Source organism: Nitrogeniibacter aestuarii, from assembly GCF_017309585.1.
Classification (GTDB): domain Bacteria; phylum Pseudomonadota; class Gammaproteobacteria; order Burkholderiales; family Rhodocyclaceae; genus Nitrogeniibacter; species Nitrogeniibacter aestuarii.
In genome coordinates, this window is the sequence record NZ_CP071321.1 from 1,170,449 (window position 1) to 1,188,103 (window position 17,655).

General features: G+C 61.3%; 14 protein-coding genes. 12 read left to right on the plus strand and 2 right to left on the minus strand.

Annotated features, from left to right (window positions below; all coding sequences use genetic code 11):
• The first annotated feature begins 39 nt into the window (after window positions 1-39).
• From J0W34_RS05430 to J0W34_RS05460, 7 genes are all read left to right on the plus strand, one after another.
• Complete coding sequence (locus J0W34_RS05430; RefSeq protein ID WP_230970980.1) at window positions 40-393, plus strand: hypothetical protein; 354 nt, start codon at window positions 40-42, stop codon at window positions 391-393.
• 852 nt (window positions 394-1,245) lie between these two features.
• Window positions 1,246-1,896, plus strand: coding sequence for a TetR/AcrR family transcriptional regulator (locus tag J0W34_RS05435; RefSeq protein WP_230970981.1), 651 nt, complete (start codon window positions 1,246-1,248; stop codon window positions 1,894-1,896).
• Window positions 1,893-2,984, plus strand: coding sequence for an efflux RND transporter periplasmic adaptor subunit (locus J0W34_RS05440; RefSeq protein WP_230970982.1), 1,092 nt, complete (start codon window positions 1,893-1,895; stop codon window positions 2,982-2,984). Before J0W34_RS05435 ends, J0W34_RS05440 begins: the two co-directional genes overlap by 4 nt.
• Window positions 2,981-6,160 (plus strand): efflux RND transporter permease subunit, encoded by a 3,180-nt coding sequence (locus J0W34_RS05445; RefSeq protein ID WP_230970983.1) that lies wholly within the window; start codon window positions 2,981-2,983, stop codon window positions 6,158-6,160. Before J0W34_RS05440 ends, J0W34_RS05445 begins: the two co-directional genes overlap by 4 nt.
• A 64-nt stretch (window positions 6,161-6,224) precedes the next feature.
• The gene (locus J0W34_RS05450) at window positions 6,225-6,878 is read left to right on the plus strand and encodes a protein-L-isoaspartate O-methyltransferase family protein (protein ID WP_227818200.1); all 654 of its coding nucleotides are present in this window, start codon (window positions 6,225-6,227) and stop codon (window positions 6,876-6,878) included.
• 11 nt (window positions 6,879-6,889) lie between these two features.
• Complete coding sequence (locus J0W34_RS05455) at window positions 6,890-7,213, plus strand: rhodanese-like domain-containing protein (protein WP_227818199.1); 324 nt, start codon at window positions 6,890-6,892, stop codon at window positions 7,211-7,213.
• Window positions 7,214-7,232: 19 nt separating this feature from the next.
• Window positions 7,233-8,537 carry a TolC family outer membrane protein gene (locus tag J0W34_RS05460; RefSeq protein WP_227818198.1) on the plus strand — a complete coding sequence of 435 codons (1,305 nt, stop codon included), beginning with the start codon at window positions 7,233-7,235 and terminating at the stop codon, window positions 8,535-8,537.
• A 44-nt stretch (window positions 8,538-8,581) separates the two neighbouring features.
• Here the strand turns inward: J0W34_RS05460 and waaA are convergent, their stop codons facing one another.
• Window positions 8,582-9,883: a lipid IV(A) 3-deoxy-D-manno-octulosonic acid transferase gene (waaA, locus tag J0W34_RS05465; protein ID WP_230970984.1), complete on the minus strand. Its 1,302-nt coding sequence runs from the start codon at window positions 9,881-9,883 to the stop codon at window positions 8,582-8,584.
• Window positions 9,884-10,009: 126 nt separating this feature from the next.
• Here waaA and J0W34_RS05470 point away from each other — a divergent pair, with 126 nt between their 5' ends.
• The 5 genes from J0W34_RS05470 to J0W34_RS05490 all read left to right on the plus strand — a co-directional run bounded on the left by J0W34_RS05470 (window position 10,010) and on the right by J0W34_RS05490 (window position 16,870).
• On the plus strand, window positions 10,010-11,017 hold the full coding sequence (locus J0W34_RS05470) for an NAD-dependent epimerase (protein WP_230970985.1): 1,008 nt from the start codon (window positions 10,010-10,012) through the stop codon (window positions 11,015-11,017).
• 1,035 nt (window positions 11,018-12,052) lie between these two features.
• Window positions 12,053-13,078, plus strand: a complete 1,026-nt coding sequence (locus tag J0W34_RS05475; RefSeq protein ID WP_230970986.1) for a UDP-glucose 4-epimerase family protein — start codon at window positions 12,053-12,055, stop codon at window positions 13,076-13,078.
• Complete coding sequence (locus J0W34_RS05480) at window positions 13,075-14,118, plus strand: MraY family glycosyltransferase (protein ID WP_227818194.1); 1,044 nt, start codon at window positions 13,075-13,077, stop codon at window positions 14,116-14,118. The genes J0W34_RS05475 and J0W34_RS05480 overlap by 4 nt, the downstream gene beginning before the upstream one ends.
• A 50-nt stretch (window positions 14,119-14,168) precedes the next feature.
• Window positions 14,169-16,049, plus strand: a complete 1,881-nt coding sequence (locus J0W34_RS05485) for a polysaccharide biosynthesis protein (protein ID WP_227818193.1) — start codon at window positions 14,169-14,171, stop codon at window positions 16,047-16,049.
• An 8-nt stretch (window positions 16,050-16,057) separates the two neighbouring features.
• A complete protein-coding gene (locus J0W34_RS05490) occupies window positions 16,058-16,870 on the plus strand; it encodes a symmetrical bis(5'-nucleosyl)-tetraphosphatase (RefSeq protein WP_227818192.1) in 813 nt (270 codons plus the stop codon).
• Here the strand turns inward: J0W34_RS05490 and J0W34_RS05495 are convergent.
• Window positions 16,867-17,586, minus strand: a complete 720-nt coding sequence (locus J0W34_RS05495) for a lysophospholipid acyltransferase family protein (RefSeq protein WP_227818191.1) — start codon at window positions 17,584-17,586, stop codon at window positions 16,867-16,869. The two genes, J0W34_RS05490 and J0W34_RS05495, sit on opposite strands and share 4 nt — an antisense overlap.
• Between the last annotated feature and the right edge of the window lie 69 nt (window positions 17,587-17,655).

The following is a 17,655-nucleotide window of genomic DNA, read 5'->3' on the forward strand; positions in this document are numbered from 1 at the left end:
TTGTCTGGCTCATGGTTTAGCGGTGTCAAGGAGGCCGCCATGGAACGGAGCAGACTTTTATTGAGCGTGTCGGGCGTGTTGCTCACCTGGGCGCTGGTGTTGGCCGGCTGCAGTGAGCGCGTGGCGGGCATCGATACCGACACACAGGTTTACGGCATTTCTGGTGATGGGCGCGCTCTGGTCGGGCATCTGCGAGGTGAGCCGGGCGTGGAGACCGGGCGCGTGTCCATTGAGCCGGGTAGCGTCTGGTCCATGGCCGGCACGGGAGATGCTGCGCTGGTGTGGGTGCATGGGCCGAGCGAGACCCTGTTGGTCGATGCCCGGCGCTGGCAGGTGCTCAACCGCTGGGCGCGGGTCCGACCGACCGACGAGTCGATGGTGGCGCGTCGCTGAGGGTTGAGTCACAAGCTTGGGGGTCGATGCTTTGCTTCCTTTGAAGGGGTCGGCTCCGGGGGAGCTCGCCGCCGATCCGGGGAGCGGGTCGCACTGAAATTCCGCTGGAAACGATCGCCTTGCCACGGCTGTAGTGGCGCTGGGCGATCGTTCTTTTTTTACCATGGCCAATGGGCAGGGTGTTGGCGACTCCCGATGCTCCCTTTATCGCTCGCGGGGCGTATCGACGCTGCTCGCGCGGTTCGATGCCGGAAGCCGCAGTGTTTGGTTTCGGTTCGCTACACGCGCAGGTCAGGCGGTGCTGGGGCCTAGTTTCCGGCTGGAGTTCGTCGTTCGTTGCATCTGCATGGCAAGGGGCTTGGCGCACCTTGGTGTTCTGCGGGCGGCTGTCTTCCGTGATTCGACGAGCACCAGCTTCGCTGGCGCATGTGAGCATGATCAAAAAGCTAGCGCGCGCTGGCCTGTCTTTGATTCGTTTGTTCTCGCCGCGACGTGAGGGCTCGCCGAGGACGTGCCCATAGTGTGTCCCTGGCGTCGATGGCCGTGGGGCTGAGCGCGAGGAACCCGTTCACGTGCTTCCCGGCGGCGTCGATTGAGGGAGCGTGTCGCGCCAACGACGGCGAGAGGGCACTGCCGGACATCTCGCGGGTGACGCCCGGCGCAGTCAGTGCATTCGCGGTCATACGCATGCCTTGTCAGCGATTCCGAGCGCGACACATAGGCGGCAGCCAAGGCAAATGAGTGCTTGAATAATTCGCGCAACCCACTAAACTGACTAACCGGTCAGTTATTAACTTAGAGGGGCGGCGATGGGTATCGATCCGACGATCTCCTGCATCGGCGAGAACGCGAATGAGTGAGCACACTGCGACCGTGCGCAAACGACGCAAGGAGGCGAGACCCCAGGAGTTGGTGGCCGCCGCGCTGGATCTGTTCGTCGAGAAAGGGTTTGCTGCCACGCGCCTGGATGAGGTGGCTGCCCGCGCCGGCGTGTCAAAGGGCACGCTCTATCTGTATTACGACAGCAAGGAAGCGCTGTTCCTGGCGGTGATCCGCGAGGGCATCCTGCCGGTGGTCGAAGAGGGGCGCCGGTTGCTCGAATCGCACTTGGATGATCCGGTCGGGGGCTTGCGGGCCTATATCCATGGCTGGTGGTCGATGATTGGCGATACGCCCTACGGCGGCATCCCCAAGCTGATGATGTCCGAGGCGCAGAATTTCCCCGATGTGGCCGACTACTATCTCAAGGAAGTTATCCAGCCGGGCCGTGCCATCCTGCTCGAGATCGTCGAGCGGGGCATTCAGCAAGGCGTGTTTCGCCCGGTGGACCCGAAACTGATCACCCATATCGTCATGGCGCCCATGCTGCATCTGGCCCTGTGGCGCAACTCGTTTGCCGTGTGCTGTCAGGTGCCTGACATGAACGCGGACGATTATCTGAACGAATATATCCAGTTGCTCGTCCACGGGCTCTTGGTCGAGGTTAAGGAGTCTTCCGCATGATCCGTCGCATTGTGTCCGTGGGACTCCTGGCCGCGCTCGCTGGGTGTTCAAAAGAAGCCCCCCCGCCGCCTCCGCCGCCGTCGGTGCTGGTACAGACGGTGGCTGACGGGGCGGGCGAACAGCTCCGCGTGTTTACGGGTGAAGTCGTGCCCCGTTACGCCTCGGACCTGGGGTTTCGTGTCGGTGGAAAACTCATTGAGCGGAAGGTGGACGTGGGTGCTGTTGTCAGCAAAGGACAGGTACTGGCCAAGCTCGACGGGACCGACATGAAGCTCAACGTGAGTGCGGCTCGTGCGCAGGTGGCGGCCGCAAAGTCGGATCTCGATCTCGCCCGCACCGAACTGAAACGTGTCGAGACGTTGCTGTCGCAGAACTTCGTGAGTGATTCCGCCGTGGACTCCCAGCGCACGTCGATGGAGGCTGCTGCTGCACGGCTGCGCCAGGCGCGCGCCCAACTTGAGCTGGCCGAGAATCAGACTGAGTACACCAGTCTCGAAGCGGATGCCGATGGTGTCGTGACAGCGGTCTATGCCGAGGTGGGACAGGTGATGGCAGCGGGAAACCCCGTGGTGACGATTGCGCGTGAGGGCGACCGGGAGGTGCGGATCAATGTGCCCGAAGGCATTCAGGAAAAACTCGGCGTCGGCCGGGCTGCTCAGGTGCGGCTGTGGTCCGAGGGGGAAAAGCAGTTCGTCGGGCAGGTGCGGGAAGTGGCGCCTTCGGCTGATACGGTCACCCGCACGTACGCCGTGAAGGTCAAAGTGGACGCCCCCGTGGTTCAGCTGCCGCTGGGGGCAACGGCTACCGTGGTATTCGACGGCGGCGAGCTGGCGGGCGTGCGCGTGCCCCTGCGTGCGTTGGGCAAGCTTGATGATCAACCGGTGGCCTGGGTGTTCGACGAGGGCGCTGGCACGGTGAGCCCGGTGCCGGTCAAGGTGCTGCGATATGACGAAGACGGTGCCGTGGTGAGCGACGGCCTCCTGCCGGGCATGAAAGTGGTGGTCGCCGGGATTCATCTGCTGCAGTCAGGTCAGCAGGTCAATGCTGTGGCTGCTGATTCGGCCATCTTGCTGGACGCCAGCCGATGAGCCGTTTCAACCTCTCTGCCTGGGGAATTCGTCACTCTTCCCTGGTCGCTTACTTCCTGATCGTGCTGACGCTGATCGGCATGCTGGCATACAAGGATCTGGGGCAGTCGGAAGATCCGCCCTTCACCTTCAAGATCATGCTCGTCCGCGCGATGTGGCCGGGCGCGACCGCGAAGGAAGTGGCCGATCAACTGACCGACAAGATCGAAAAGACGCTGCAGGAAATTCCGCAGACCGACAGTATCACCAGCTACTCCAAGCCGGGCGAGATGGTGATCCTCTTCGAGGTGAAAGATTCCACGCCCGCGAAAGAGATGCCGGACATCTGGTATCAGGTGCGCAAGAAGATCGGCGACATGGCCTACACGCTGCCTCAGGGCGTGCAAGGCCCGTTCTTCAATGACGAATTCGGCGACGTTTACGGCAATATTTTTGCGCTGGTGGGCGAGGGCCTCAATTATGCCGAGCTCAAACGGTATGGCGAGGCCGTCCGCACCGAGTTGCTGCGCGTGCCGGATGTGGCGAAGGTGGACTTCTTCGGCGCGCAGGACGAGCGCGTGTTCATCGAATTGTCGAACACCAAGCTGGCCACCTTCGGTCTGGCGCTGAGCGACGTCACCGGTGCGCTGGCCAACCAGAATGCGATGATCGAGTCGGGTTTCTTCGAGACCGGTGAAGAGCGCATCCGCTTGCGTCCGGATGGCCAGTTCGCGGATCTTGAGGATCTGCGCAATACCCTGATCCGAGCCGGTGGGCGAACGTTCCGCCTGGGTGACGTGGCCAAGGTCTGGCGTGGCTATGAAGACCCGCCATCCGACCGGGTGCGATTCATGGGGCGTGCGTCGCTGGGGGTCGGGGTCTCCATGCGCACGGGCGGCGACATCATCGCGCTGGGCAAACATCTCGATGCGGCGGTCAAGCGGATCGACCAGCAGTTGCCCGTCGGGGTGGAGCTGGCGAGGGTTGCCGATCAGCCACGAGCTGTGCAGCGCTCGGTGAATGAGTTCGTCAAGGTGCTCACCGAAGCGGTGGTCATCGTACTGGCCGTGAGTTTGCTGAGCCTGGGCATGCGCACCGGTATCGTGGTGGCGATCACCATTCCCGTCGTGTTGGCCATTACCTTCCTGTTCATGCGCGAATTCGATATCGGGCTGCACAAGATCTCACTGGGCGCGCTGATCCTGGCCTTGGGACTGCTGGTCGATGACGCGATCATTGCCGTCGAGATGATGGCCACCAAGATGGAGCAGGGGTGGGATCGGCTCAAGGCCGCCAGCTTCGCTTTCACCTCCACGGCCAAACCGATGCTGTCCGGCACGCTGGTGACCGCAGCCGGCTTCCTGCCGATTGCGACCGCAGCCTCTGCGACCGGGGAATACACCCGCTCGATCTTCCAGGTGACGGTCATTGCTCTGCTGATCTCGTGGGTTGCTGCGGTGGTGTTCGTGCCGTATCTGGGCTACTACCTGCTGCCGGATTTCACCAAGAAGCGCGACAAGCCGGGCTGGCTCGCCCGGCTGGTGGGCAAGGTGTCACCCAGGCTCGGCAAGCGTCTGGCCGCAGCGCAACCGGGTGGCGGCGAGCACGACGAACATGCGATCTACGACACCGGCTTCTATCGACGCTTCCGTGTGGTGGTGCAGGCCTGCGTGCGCCACCGCTGGGTCACCATTTTCGTGACGCTCGCCGTCTTTGCCGGCTCGATCGTCATGTTCGGTTCGGTGCCGCAGCAATTCTTCCCGGATTCAACCCGGCCGGAGTTGCTGGTGGATCTGGAGTTGCAGGAGGGCGCCTCGCATCAGGCCACCGAGCGCGAAGTGCGCGATCTTGAGGCCTGGCTGGAAAAACAGGCGGGCATCGAAAACTATGTGGCCTATGTGGGCGCCGGGGCGCCGCGCTTCTACCTGCCGATCGACCAGAAGCTGCCCCAGGTGAATTTTGCCGAATTCGTCATCCTGACCGACGGGTATGAAGCCCGTGAGGCCTTGAGAGCAAAGCTGATCGAACACTATCAGGGTCGCCCTGACGGCGTGATGGCAGTTGTCAAACGCCTGGAAAACGGGCCGCCAGTGGGCTTCCCTGTGCGCTACCGGGTCAGCGGGCCGGAACTCGACACCCTGCAGACAGAGGCCGAGCGGGTCGCGGCTGTCCTGCGTGGAAATCCGCATTTGAGCAATGTTCACCTGAACTGGAACGAACCCTCCAAGGTGGTGCGGCTGCGTATCGATCAGGACAAGGCTCGCTTGCTGGGCCTGTCATCGGCGCAGATCTCCAGCTTCCTGAAAACTTCGCTTCACGGCATGCAGATGACCGAGTTCCGTGAAGGTACGGAAACCATTGGTGTCCTGCTTCGCGGTGCGCCGAACGAACGCGAGCACCTGTCCTTGCTCACCGATCTGGCGATTCCGGTTGTGGGCGGTAAAAGTGTGCCCTTGGGACAGGTGGTCACGCCGGAGTATGACTTTGAACCCGGGGTGATCTGGCGGCGCAATCGAATCCCGACGGTTCGGGTGCAGGCGAGTCTCTATGACGGCACCCAGCCAGCGGAGGTGGTGGCCCAGTTGTCCGATCAGATCGCTCAAGTGCAGCAGAGCCTGCCGCTGGGTTATCGGCTGGAGATCGGGGGGGCCGTCGAGAAGAGTGCCCAGGGTGGCGCCTCTGTTGCGGCAGGCATGCCCCTGTTCATCATCGTGGTGCTCACCGTGCTGATGATTCAGCTGCAAAGCTTCTCGCGCATGATCATGGTGGTGCTGACCGCGCCACTGGGCATCATTGGCGTGGCCTCTGCGCTATTGCTGTTCAACAAACCGTTCGGCTTCGTGGCCATGCTCGGCACCATTGCCCTGTCCGGCATGATCATGCGCAATTCGGTGATTCTGGTCGATCAGATCCGTCAGGATCTCGAGGACGGCTTTACGCCGTGGGAGGCGGTGGTGGAATCCACCGTGCGGCGCTTCCGCCCGATCATGCTGACGGCGGCAGCCGCCATTCTGGCGATGATCCCGCTCTCTCGCAGCGTCTTCTTCGGGCCGATGGCCGTGGCCATCATGGGTGGCCTGGCAGTGGCAACGGTGCTGACGCTGATCTTTCTGCCTGCGCTGTATGCCGCGTGGTACCGCGTCAAGCCCGATGAAACATCGGGCCCGGAGCGCGCCGAGGTGCATCAACTGAGCTAAAATAGCGCAGTTTTCGCCCGCTCATACATATTAGAGTGTGCTAATATTTGCACAGGAGTTGATGATGGATTTCGAACGCGCCCGATTCAATATGGTCGAGCAGCAGGTCCGCCCGTGGGAAGTGCTGGATCAGGATGTGCTTGAGTCGATGATGACGGTCAAGCGCGAAGAATTCGTGCCTGCCCAGTTCAAGTCGCTGGCCCTGTCCGAAGCCGAGATTCCGATCGGTTGCGGTCAGATCATGCTGGCGCCGGTAATTGAGGGCAAGCTGCTTCAGGCCGCCCAGGTCAAGAAGACCGACACGGTGCTGGAAATCGGCGCAGGCTCTGGCTACTTCGCGGCCCTGCTGGCCTCCCGTGCCGAGTGGGTGCGCTCCATCGAGATCGAGCCCCAGCTGGCTTCCCTGGCGAGCAATAATCTGCACAACGCCGGTGTCGAAAACGTCATCGTTGAAGAGGGCGACGGCGCTGAGGGCTGGGCCGATCGTGGGCCGTACGATGTGATCGTGGTCTCCGCCGGCATGCCGATGCTGCCGCAGGCCTTCAAGGCTCAGCTCAATGTGGGTGGCCGCCTGGTCGCGTTCATCGGTGAGGGCCATCTGATGACGGCACGTCTGGTGACCTGTGTGAGTGAAGGCAAGTTCGAGACCGTGAATCTGTTCGAGAACGTCGTGCCGATGCTCAAGAATGCCAAGCGCGCCGACGGCTTCCGCTTCTGAGGTTGAATGTCATGCAACAGTGGTCACCTGCCCAGTTGAAAGAGCGCCTCGATACGGCTGGCGATACTCCGCTGGTCCTGCTTGACGTGCGTGAGCCGAATGAATTCGAGTACTGCCACATTGATGGTTCGCTGCATATGCCGATGGCGTCGGTGCCGGCGCGGGTGAGCGAGCTCGACCGCGATGCCGAGACGGTGGTGATCTGCCATCACGGTGGGCGGAGCATGCAGGTCGCCATGTTCCTCAAACAGCAGGGTTTTTCGAACGTCATCAATCTGGCAGGGGGTGTCGCCGGCTGGGCACGGCAGGTTGACCCGTCCATGCCCCAGTATTGAGACAGCAACGGAGTGGTTCATGAAGCGTAGTCTGGGCGTCTTGTTGGCAGGGTTGTTTTCGATCTCCGCGCAAGCGGCAGATCTGATGTCGGTGTATCGCGACGCACTGACCCACGACGCGCAGTTCATGGCCGCCAAGGCGTCGCTGGATGCCGGGCAGGAAAAGCGCATTCAGGGGCGGGCGGGGCTGCTGCCCGGCGTTGGCGCTTCGGCCACGACGGCGTGGAACCAGAACACCTACAACGGCACTGACCGCGACTTCAACAGCAATACGATCGGTGCCGAGCTGCGCCAGCCCATATTCAACTGGAACAACTGGGTTCAGTACCGGCAGGGCGAACTGCAGACACTGCTCGCCGATGCGCAATTCGAGCTCGCCCGACAAGATCTGATCCTGCGTGTTTCACAGGCCTATTTCGACGTGCTCAATGCGCGCGATTCGCTCACCACGCTCAGAACGCTGTATGAAGCTTCGGGCCAGCAGCTCGAGTTGGCCAAGAAGAGCTTCGAAGTCGGAACCGTGACCGTGACAGACGTGCACGAGGCTCAGTCGCGATATGACCTCACCTCGGCACAAGTGATTGCCGCCGAAAATGCGCTTGAAGTGGCACGCCAGCGGCTGGCGCAGATCATCGGCAAAGAGCCTGAAGGTCTCCAGGGCTTGCGTGAAGGTGCAAGCCTTGCCTTGCCCGAGCCGCAGGATATTGGCCAGTGGGCAAGCGCAGCGTCCCAGCAAAGCTATGGCGTACAGATCCAACAGATCGTGGCAGACATCGCGCAGCGTGAAGTATCGCGAACGCGCGCCGGCCACATGCCCACGCTCGACGTGGTGGCGCGCTATGGCGAGTCCAATGCGGGGGCCACGAACTTTACTGATGCGCGCTCTGAAGTGACGACCCGGTCCATCGGGCTTGAGCTCAATGTGCCGATTTTTCAGGGCGGGCTCGTCAGTTCCCAGACGCGCGAAGCAGCGGCGCTGCTGACCAAGTCCCAGGCTGATCTGGATGATGCTCAGCGCACCGCCGCCCTGGCGGCGCGTCAGGCGTATCTCGGGGTGACGAGCGGACTGGCGCAGGTCAAGGCACTCGAAGCTGCCCGTGTTTCATCGCGCTCTGCGCTTGAAGCGAACCGCTTGGGCTACGAAGTGGGCGTGCGGATCAATATCGATGTGCTCAATGCCCAGAGCCAGTTGGCCGACGCTGAGCAGCAATTGGCCAAGGCGCGCTACGACGCACTCATCGCACAATTGCAGCTCAAGGCGGCCGTGGGGACCTTGGGTGAGGACGACGTGGCTCAGCTCAATGAACTGCTGCAAAACCAGTGAGGCGGCGTCCCGACTGATAAAAAGCCGGCACGAGCCGGCTTTTTTTATTTGCTGGGCTCAAGTGCCGCGTCAATGATGGGGCAGAGCATCGCCATGGTGCGTTCAGTGGCGCCGCCATGGGCCGAGGCAAAGGCGCACCCCGCCGTGCTCATTGCACGCAACTCTTCAGGTGCAGACAGAAGGCGAGTCGCCAGCTCAATGGCACTGGTGAGGCCCTCGCAGCGGTGTGCTGCGCCGCAAGCCAGAGCCTGCTCGGCCGCCTGAGCAAAGTTGAACACGCTGGGGCCCAGCAACACCGGTGTGCCAACGGCGCAGCACTCGATAAAGTTCTGGCCGCCCAGCGGTAGCCAGGTGCCCCCCATGAGGGTGAGATCGGCGAGTGTGTAATAGGCGGTCATTTCGCCCATTGAATCACCGATCCAGATCTGCTCGTCCGGCGCTGGGCCGTCTGATTGGCTGCGCCGACCCACCCGGTAGCCTGCCTTCACGGCCAGTTCGGACACGTCGTCGAAACGCTGAGGGTGGCGCGGCACGATGACCAGAAGTACGCCGGCGGCAATCAGCGGGGCCGCAGCGTCCAGCAAAGGCGCTTCTTCGCCTTCGCGGGTGCTCGCCGCCAGGACGACCTGCCGCTCGCCGATGTATTTGCGGAAAGACAGTCCACGCTGAATCTGGTCGGGCTGCGGTTGATTGTCGAACTTGATGTTGCCGGTCACCGTGACAGCGTGACTTCCCAAGGCTTCGAGTCTGGCCGCGTCGGCTGGGGATTGGGCGCCGATACGCGTAAAGCGGGCAAACGCGGCGCGCGCGATCGATCCCATGGTTTCGTAGCGTTTTGCCGAGCGCTCGGACAGGCGGGCATTGACCAGACAGACCGGCAGTGCTGCTCCCTCGCTGGCAGTCAGCAGGTTGGGCCATACCTCGGTCTCCATGATGATCCCGACTCGCGGCGAGAAGTGTCGGAGAAATCGGCGATGGAGCCAGCGCAAGTCGTAGGGCAGATAGACCGAACGGATCATCGGGTCGGCCGCGCCATAGAGCGCCTCTCCTGTGGCTCGGCCGGTCGGTGTCATGTGCGTGATGATCAACGGCACATCCTGATAGCGCTCGCGCAGCGCACGCACGAGTGGTGCGGCTGCGCGCGTCTCTCCGACCGAGACCGCATGCAGCCACAGTGAACGGTCCAGGCGCTCGGCAGCGTATCGTCCAAAGCGTTCAGCCAGATGCTGGCGATATTCCGGCTGTTTTCTTCCTTTCCACCACAGGCGTGCCAGAACGAGGGGCAGGGCGAGTGTCCAGATGCTGGAGTAGATGTGTTGAGCAACAGGCGTACGTGGGGGGCGCATGGCGCGATTATAGGCGAGTGCTTGCTGCAGTCTCGCGCGCATCGCTGGCAGGACTGCCGCGTGCCGTCGAAACCCGGGCCGGATGTGAGACAATGGCGCCCAATTTCAAACTGCAGGAATAACGCAATGAAGGTGCTGGTTACCGGGGCAGCCGGCTTCATCGGTATGCACGCGTCCGAGCGACTGCTGGCTCGTGGCGACGAGGTTGTGGGGCTGGACAATCTGAACGACTACTACGACCCGCAGATCAAGCGTGACCGACTTGCGCGAATCGAGCCGCACGAGAACTTCCGTTTCGTGAAGATGGATGTGGCAGACCGTGCAGGAATGGAGAAGCTCTTTGCCGAAGAAAAGTTCGACAAGGTGATTCACCTCGCGGCTCAGGCGGGCGTACGCTATTCCCTTGAAAACCCCCACGCGTACATCGACAGCAATATCGTCGGGTTCATGAACATTCTCGAGGGGTGCCGACACAACGCGGTGAAGCATCTGGTGTACGCGAGCAGTTCCAGCGTATATGGCGGCAACACGAAGATGCCGTTTTCCGAGCATGACTCGGTGGATCATCCGATCAGCATGTATGCCGCAACCAAGAAGGCCAACGAGCTGATGGCGCATACCTATAGCCATCTGTACGGCCTGCCGACGACCGGCCTGCGCTTTTTCACCGTGTACGGCCCATGGGGACGTCCGGACATGGCCTTGTTCCTGTTCACGAAAGCCATGCTCGAAGGCAAGGCGATCAACGTGTTCAACCACGGCAAGATGCAGCGCGACTTCACCTATGTGGACGACATCGTCGAAGGCGTGATTCGTGTGACGGATCGCGATGCTGCCGCTGACCCCGAGTACGATGCAGTCAAGGCCGATCCGGCACGTAGCAGCGCACCGTACCGGGTGTTCAACATTGGCAACCAGGGGCCGGTCGAGTTGATGGCATTCGTGAACGCCATCGAGAAGTCGCTTGGCATTACTGCCGAGAAAAACCTCATGCCGATGCAGCCGGGCGATGTTCCGGCGACCTTCGCTGATGTCTCGGAACTGTCTGATTGGACAGGATTTCATCCGGGGACGTCGATTGACGATGGTGTGGCGCGGTTTGTGAGCTGGTATCGGGATTATTTTCGCCTCTGAGCGGAGACACGGTGTTTGCCAAAGGTGGGCTGGGTGCTGACTCAGCTCAGCCTGATCCTGCGTTTATGAGCGGTACGTTTCGAAGCTGATCAAGGTGGTTGGCTTTGGCAATTACCTGTGTGAACTGCCCCGGGAATCGTTTGCGTTTACAGCCGATGTTATGAGCGCAGTGTGAAGCATTGGGCGTTCAACGGCTTACGCCCGAATGCCCGCAACACGCAGCCGCCAAGTCGTCAAACGGGGGCTGCTCTGGGACGGTGAAGTCGGGGAGTACCGGTGGGGCACTCGCAGTCCGTTCAGGTGGGGCAGGGCGGTCAGGCCAGACCGTAATCCCGCGTCGCCGGTCGCTGCGTCATGCGTGACGTGTGATCTCTCGTCCGGATCGAAAACATCGTGCTTGGCAACCGCTTCGAGACAATCCCGGGCTGCAAAGCGCGTCGATATATCGCACGGCGCCAATCGATCATTTGCCCCAAGCGTCTGACGCGAGATTTCAAGGTGGGTCACTCTGGTCGAACCTGGGTGACCGACATCATGTGTCATCGTGGCGCTATATGGCAGTTCATGCGCGCCATGTCGCCGCCGGGTCTATCAAGCCGCCACCGGCGAGCGAGCGTGTTGATACCCATCTGTGGCGAAAATTCTGACGGGCGCGTGATCGAACATTCCAATCCGGATTCCCGGTACGATCGCGATGACTGGCAGAGCTTCTGTCGTTCGTAAGGACTTGAACCAGGTATGAGCCGCGGTGACGGTTGCTGGGACGACGCGGTTGCTGAATCCTGCGTGCGCAGTTTGCATATGGAGCGGGCGCGAAAACGTGTCGACCAAGTCCGAGATCTCACCCGCCTTGACGTTTTTGACAACAGCGAAGTCCTCTACAATCGGCCACTCATTGACAGCCATCTGGATGGAATCTGTCCCGCGGCTCTTGTGCAAGCCTCAAATGGAGGCTCAAGAAAACCTCGGACCTCGTCAGAATCATGACGACCTGGCTTCAATATGCAACGGAATGCGGCGTCACTCGATGAATCAATGGCGATCGGGTATTTTCTGCACCTTGATTCGTACAAGATATTTTGCAGTTTTGGGGGTGGCATGGTTCGAGTGCTGGTGACGGGCGCCAGTGGCTTTGTCGGGGGGCATTTGGTGCGGCATTTGGCGACCTTGCCGCATGTCGCGGTCAGGGCCGTTTCGCGGCGTAGGTGCGACGACGTCCCAGCGGGTGTTGAGAGCCTGGCAATTGGGGACTTCGACACGGCAACGCGATGGGAGGGGGCGCTTGCTGATGCGACGGTGGTCGTCCATTGTGCGGCCAGAGTTCACGTCATGTCGCCCGACAATGAAAGTAGTCAAGCATTCGAGGACACCAACGTTGGCGCTACGATGGCTTTGGCCAAGCAAGCGTGCCTGTCGGGTTGTCGCCGTTTCATTTTTATCAGCTCGGTGAAGGTGCTCGGCGAAAGCACGACTGGCCGCCCCGCTTTTACCGAACTCGATACGCCGGCGCCGGTTGACCCATATGGGGTGTCCAAGCTAAACGCCGAGCAACGCTTGTTTGAACTATCGGCTCAGAGCGGGATGGAGGTGGTCGTGATTCGACCGCCGCTGGTGTATGGCCCGGGCGTCAAAGCAAATTTCCAGCGTCTCGTGAATTTGGTTCGAAAAAGCGTTCCATTGCCGTTTGGCAAAGTCGAAAATCGCAGATCTCTGGTCGGAATTGAGAATCTGGTCGATCTCATCGCGACCTGCATCGACCATCCAAAAGCCGCAGGGCAGGTGTTCCTGGTGAGTGATGGGCAGGATGTCTCCACGTCCCAACTGGTGCAAAGCATCGGTCGAGCCATGGGCGTGTCAACGCGATTGGTTCCTGTGCCCGTGCGACTTCTCACCTGGGTCGCCAGGAGATTGGGCCGAAGTGACATGATTGATCGCTTGTGCGGTGACCTGCGCGTCGATATCCGGAAGGCGCGAACTGAGCTCGGTTGGAAACCACGGGTCTCGCTAGACGAGGGGTTGAAGCGCATGGTTACATCCACTGACCCGATGGGCAGAACATGACCGACGAAATCTTGATGGTCGGTGTGCTCGTTGTGGGTGCTCTGGCGTGTGCCTGGTGGTTGACCGGTCGTCTGCGCATTTACGCATTGTCGGCGCAGATCCTCGATGTACCGAATGCGCGCAGCTCTCATGCCACCCCGACACCGCGCGGGGGTGGTGTCGCCATTGTGTTGACCTTTCTGACCAGCCTTCCCGTTCTCTACGCATTGGGAGAGCTGAGCGCCGGGGTCGCCGTGGCGATGTTTGGCGGTGGTGTGGTGGTGGCCGGTGCCGGATTTGCGGATGATCGACGTCATGTGCCAGCGCGCTGGCGCTTGCTGGCGCATTTTATGGGTGTTCTCTGGGTGCTGTTCTGGTTGGCTCCAGCGATTGCGAGCCCGCTGAGTGCGGTATTGCCCTTGGCTGTCGCGTTCCCCGTGCTTGCCATCTTCATGGTCTGGATGCTCAACCTGTACAACTTCATGGACGGTATCGACGGGATCGCCAGCATCGAGGCCATCACGGTATGCGCCTTGGGTGCGGCATTGCTCTGGAGTCTCGGGCAGCCCGACATGGCGGTGCTCCCTCTGGTATTGGCCGCATGTACTGCAGGATTTCTGACATGGAATTTTCCGCCCGCCCGGATTTTCATGGGTGATGCGGGCAGTGGCTTCCTTGGACTGATCGTGGGCTCGATCGCAGTGTGGTGCCTGTCTCTTGGCCTTCCGCTCTTTGCGGCGTGGGTGATTCTGCTTGCCACGTTTGTGGCGGATGCATCCGTCACGCTGTTCCGGCGTGCACTGCGCGGTCAGCGAGTCTGGGAGGCCCATCGGTCACACCTGTATCAGCGTGCAGCCCGGCATTTCGGGCGGCACCTGCCCGTCACGTTGTTGTTTGCTTTGGTTAACCTGTTCTGGCTGGGCCCCATCGCGTTACTCGTCGCGCATGGTTGGGTGCCGGTGCTGATCGGATTGGCGGTGGCTTATGTTCCCTTGATGATCATGGCTTGGTTGCTGGGCGCGGGCCAGCCGGACGAGGTGCCGTTATTTGGTGGAGACTAATGCTGGCCGGATATAATGTCGCTGGTCCAATAGTCTGCACGCCTTTTTGAATGCTGAAGCGCTCCATACTCATCGTCCTTTTTGATTCGCTTGCGGCGGTTGTCGCGTGGGCGCTGGGGTTTCTGCTGCGTTTCAATTTCGAATGGCCTGCAGGCTACGAACTCAAGTTCCTCCTGAGTTCGTTCGCGTTGCTTGTCGTACACATCGGTGCTTGCCGATGGGCCGGCCTCTATCGGGGCATGTGGGTATTCGCGAGCTTGCCCGACCTCAAACGCGTACTCAAGGCAGTCGGTGTTTCGTTTGTCGCCGTGCTGCTTCTGCTCTCGATTGATCGCAGTTTGCCGAATATCCCCCGTTCGATGTCAGTGCTGTACCCCCTGTGCTTGCTGATGTTGATGGGCGGCGGGCGGGCTGCCTGGCGTATGTGGAAAGAGCATCGGTTATACGGCGATCTGAAGGCCTCCGGGAAGCCAGTGGTTGTGGTTGGCGCCGGGTCGGGAGGCGCCATGCTGCTTCGCGAGCTTGAACGCAGCCCCGACTGGCGCGTCGTTGCGCTGGTTGATGATGATGTGCGCAAACGCGGGCTCGAACTGCACGGCAAGCTTGTAGCAGGCGCAATTGATGATCTTCCGGGGGTGCTTGAGGTCTTCAAGGCGCAGCATGTCATTCTTGCCATGCCGTCAGCAGCCCGGCAAGCATTATCGAAAGCGGCTGACCTTGCCGTCAGATCGGGGGCGCACACATTCACGGTCCCCGGGCTTGAAGATATCATGGGCGGGAAAGTGGCCATCAATGCCATGCGCCCGGTGGATATCGAGGACCTTCTCGGACGCGAGTCAGTATCGATTCAGACGGACCATGTCAGTGCGATGGTGCGAGGCAAGACCGTGCTGGTGACCGGAGCTGGTGGTTCGATTGGGAGTGAGCTGTGCCGCCAGTTAAAACGTTTCGAGCCGGCGAGGCTTGTTCTGTTTGAGGCCAGTGAATTTGTGCTTTACAGCGTTGAGCAGTGTCTGAACGATGGAACCGGCGCTGTTCAGATCATTCCGCTTGTCGGCGACGTCAAGGATGCGCTGCGTGTGCGAGAGGTGTTCAGGCAATGGCAGCCACATCTGGTCTTTCACGCCGCTGCATACAAGCATGTGCCCTTGATGGAAGTGTCCAACGCCTGGCAAGCAGTTCGCAACAATGTGCTGGGGACGCTGACGGTGGCACGCGAGGCGCAGGCGCATGGGGCCGAGCGCTTCGTGCTGGTGTCGACGGACAAAGCGGTCAACCCGACCAATGTCATGGGGGCGACCAAGCGTCTGGCTGAGATGGTATGCGAGGCACTGCACACGCGAGGCGGATCGACACAGTTCGAGATGGTCCGCTTCGGTAACGTGCTGGGGAGTACGGGCAGCGTGATCCCCAAGTTTCAGGAACAAATCTCTCGTGGAGGCCCGGTGACCGTGACCCATCCCGAGATCAACCGGTTCTTCATGTCCATTCCCGAGGCGGCTCAGCTGGTGCTGCAGGCAGCGAGCATGGGGCGCGGGGGCGAGGTGTTCGTGATGGATATGGGGGAGCCAGTCAAGATCGTTGATCTGGCTCGCAACATGATTCGTTTGTGCGGCTACACCGAAGAAGAGATCAGGATCGAATTCACCGGGCTGCGGCCGGGCGAGAAGCTCTATGAAGAGTTGCTTGCCGACGCCGAAGAGACCCGCGAGACGCCGCATCCCAAACTCAGAATCGCGCGTTCGCGACCTGTCGACGCGGGCTTCCTGTCCGCTGTGACGGCCTGGCTGGATCAGCCGGGACCGGTCGACGATGCTCGCGTGCGCGACGAGTTGAGACGCTGGGTGCCTGAGTACGCGCCGGCCGTCCACAAACCAGAGCTGACGCTGGTGCACGACCGCGCTGCTGACGCGGTCAAGCGCGCGTCCTGAGTTCGGTTGTGGCGCGATACGTCGTCGGAGACATCCAGGGCTGTCTTGATTCGCTCCATGCCCTGTTGCACCGGGTGCGGTTCGATCCGGAAAGCGACGTGTTGTGGTGCGTGGGTGATCTGGTCAATCGAGGGCGGAAGTCCCTTGAGGTCTTGCGGTTCGTTCGCGGGCTGGGTGACCGGGCGCGCGTCGTGCTGGGCAACCACGATCTCTATCTTCTGATGGTTCAGGCCGGCTTTCGCAAGCGCGGCAAGGACGATACGCTTCAGCCTGTTCTTGACGCGCCCGATGCCGATGCCTTGCTTGACTGGGTGGCCTGTCAGCCGCTGATGCATGTCGAAGACGGGTTCGCGATGGTGCATGCGGGCATCCTGCCTCAATGGGATGTGCCCAAGGCCAAGGATTTGGCTGATGAGGTGACACAGGTCCTGCGGGGGTCGGGGCGGAACGCATTCCTCGCGGCGCTGGCGGGAAACCTGCCAGCGCGCTGGGATGACAGCCTCTCCGGGCAGGGGCGGTTGCGTTGTATCGTGAATGCGATGACGCGAATGCGCTTCTGCTCGGCGGGCGGCGAGATGGAGTTTCGTCACAAGGGCGCCCCGGACAACGCACCGGAAGGGACGATGCCCTGGTTTGACGTACCGGGTCGCTTACACGGTGCATTCACGCTGCTGACGGGGCATTGGTCTGCGCTCGGTCTGCGGGTGACCGATCAGGTCGTCAGTCTGGACACGGGTTGCCTCTGGGGCGGTCATCTCACGGCCTATCGGCTGGAAGACGGCGCCATTTTTCAGGTGCCGTCCCAGGAGGTCAAACCTTAAGCCGCGAGCGAGGCCTCGGCAGGTTGAGCCTGCGTGGGCGAAGCATCAGCGGTGACAAGCGCCTCGATGGCTTGATGCGCCTGCAAGGCAATCTCGCGGCGATGCAGGTTGTCCGTCTCGATTGCCGGAAGAATATCGACCCTGACCACGATTCGCTCGGCGCCGACGATGCTGGCCATGCTCTGCCCTAGGGAAAGATCGCCGTCATAGGCCGCCGCGCGCGTGTAGTCCCCATCTGGGGTCTGATAGCGCAGCGCCATCGGCTGTATCGGGTTGCCGGTGAGGATGGCGGGCTGAAGTAGCGCGGCATGGAAGTGCTGCACATGGCTGCCGTCGGTGGTGGTGCCTTCGGGAAAGAGTGCCACATGGCGACCGCTCGCCATGCAGCGGGCGATCTCTTCATTGATGATCCGTGCATGGCCCCGACTGCCCCGTCGCAGAAACACCGTCTCGTTCACTGCCGCCAGCCAGCCGATGACGGGCCACTGGCGGACTTCGGATTTGGAGATGAACGCCGATGGCGTGATTGCGTTGATCACGAAGATGTCGACCCACGACACGTGATTGGCCACGATCAGCCCGCGCTCGATCAGCGGCGCGCCGCTGCTCTGCAGTTCAATACCGAGGATGGTCAGCAGTTTGCACGACCAGCGTTGTCGGCTGCGCCCGCGTTGCTCTTGAGAGAGCATCGGAAATACGAGGGCGGAAGTGAGCATGCCCCGCAGCAGGTGCAGGGCGATGCGTGAGTAGCGCCACAGACGCTTGGGTCGAGAAGTTGGCTGCAG

Coding starts and splice junctions, on each gene's coding strand:
- J0W34_RS05430 (WP_230970980.1), top strand. CDS start 40: ATGGAACGGAGCAGACTTTTATTGAGCGTGTCGGGCGTGTTGCTCACC.
- J0W34_RS05435 (WP_230970981.1), top strand. CDS start 1,246: ATGAGTGAGCACACTGCGACCGTGCGCAAACGACGCAAGGAGGCGAGA.
- J0W34_RS05440 (WP_230970982.1), top strand. CDS start 1,893: ATGATCCGTCGCATTGTGTCCGTGGGACTCCTGGCCGCGCTCGCTGGG.
- J0W34_RS05445 (WP_230970983.1), top strand. CDS start 2,981: ATGAGCCGTTTCAACCTCTCTGCCTGGGGAATTCGTCACTCTTCCCTG.
- J0W34_RS05450 (WP_227818200.1), top strand. CDS start 6,225: ATGGATTTCGAACGCGCCCGATTCAATATGGTCGAGCAGCAGGTCCGC.
- J0W34_RS05455 (WP_227818199.1), top strand. CDS start 6,890: ATGCAACAGTGGTCACCTGCCCAGTTGAAAGAGCGCCTCGATACGGCT.
- J0W34_RS05460 (WP_227818198.1), top strand. CDS start 7,233: ATGAAGCGTAGTCTGGGCGTCTTGTTGGCAGGGTTGTTTTCGATCTCC.
- waaA (WP_230970984.1), bottom strand. CDS start 9,883: ATGCGCCCCCCACGTACGCCTGTTGCTCAACACATCTACTCCAGCATC.
- J0W34_RS05470 (WP_230970985.1), top strand. CDS start 10,010: ATGAAGGTGCTGGTTACCGGGGCAGCCGGCTTCATCGGTATGCACGCG.
- J0W34_RS05475 (WP_230970986.1), top strand. CDS start 12,053: ATGGCGATCGGGTATTTTCTGCACCTTGATTCGTACAAGATATTTTGC.
- J0W34_RS05480 (WP_227818194.1), top strand. CDS start 13,075: ATGACCGACGAAATCTTGATGGTCGGTGTGCTCGTTGTGGGTGCTCTG.
- J0W34_RS05485 (WP_227818193.1), top strand. CDS start 14,169: ATGCTGAAGCGCTCCATACTCATCGTCCTTTTTGATTCGCTTGCGGCG.
- J0W34_RS05495 (WP_227818191.1), bottom strand. CDS start 17,586: ATGCTCACTTCCGCCCTCGTATTTCCGATGCTCTCTCAAGAGCAACGC.